A 968-nucleotide genomic window follows, 5' to 3' on the forward strand; every position below is an offset into this window, starting at 1 on the left:
AATGGATTTTACGCAATAGCCCGGTGCCAATTGGTACGGTTCCTATGTATCAGGCTTTGGAGAAAGTAAATGGCATTGCTGAGAACCTGAATTGGGAAGTCATGCGCGATACGTTAATCGAACAAGCAGAGCAGGGCGTTGATTACTTTACTATCCATGCTGGCTTACTACTTCGCTATGTTCCAATGACGGCGAAGCGAGTGACGGGGATTGTTTCGCGTGGTGGCTCGATTATCGCTAAGTGGTGTCTAGCGCATCACCAAGAAAGCTTCTTATACACCCATTTCCGCGAGATCTGTGAAATTTGTGCGAAGTACGATGTCGCTCTATCTCTTGGTGATGGCTTGCGTCCTGGCTCGGTTGCAGACGCGAACGATGAAGCGCAATTTGCAGAGCTGCGTACGCTCGGCGAGGTGACGAAAATCGCATGGGAATATGATGTACAGGTCATCATTGAAGGCCCTGGCCATATTCCAATGCACATGATCAAAGAGAATATGGACCAACAGTTGGAACACTGTCATGAAGCGCCGTTCTACACCTTGGGTCCTCTAACGACAGATATCGCTCCGGGTTATGACCATATTACATCCGGTATTGGTGCGGCGATGATTGGTTGGTATGGCTGCGCTATGTTGTGCTACGTGACCCCTAAGGAGCACTTGGGTCTTCCAAATAAAGAAGACGTTAAAACCGGTATGATCACCTACAAGCTAGCTGCGCATGCTGCAGATTTAGCAAAAGGGCATCCGGGAGCACAAGTTCGTGACAATGCCTTATCAAAGGCGCGTTTTGAATTCCGCTGGGAAGATCAATTTAACCTCGCTTTAGACCCCGATACCGCACGTGCATTTCATGATGAAACGCTACCGCAAGAGTCTGGAAAAGTAGCGCACTTCTGCTCAATGTGCGGCCCTAAATTCTGCTCAATGAAGATTTCTCAAGAAGTCAGGGAGTATGCCAAAGAT

Annotated in this window: 1 protein-coding gene; it reads left to right on the top strand. The window is 48.3% G+C overall.

Going from position 1 to position 968, the window contains the following annotated elements:
• On the top strand, nucleotides 1–968 hold a 968-nt coding region (gene thiC, locus R7Q46_RS25450; RefSeq protein ID WP_318077975.1), incomplete at both ends, for a phosphomethylpyrimidine synthase ThiC.

The organism is Vibrio sp. 811 (assembly GCF_033339195.1).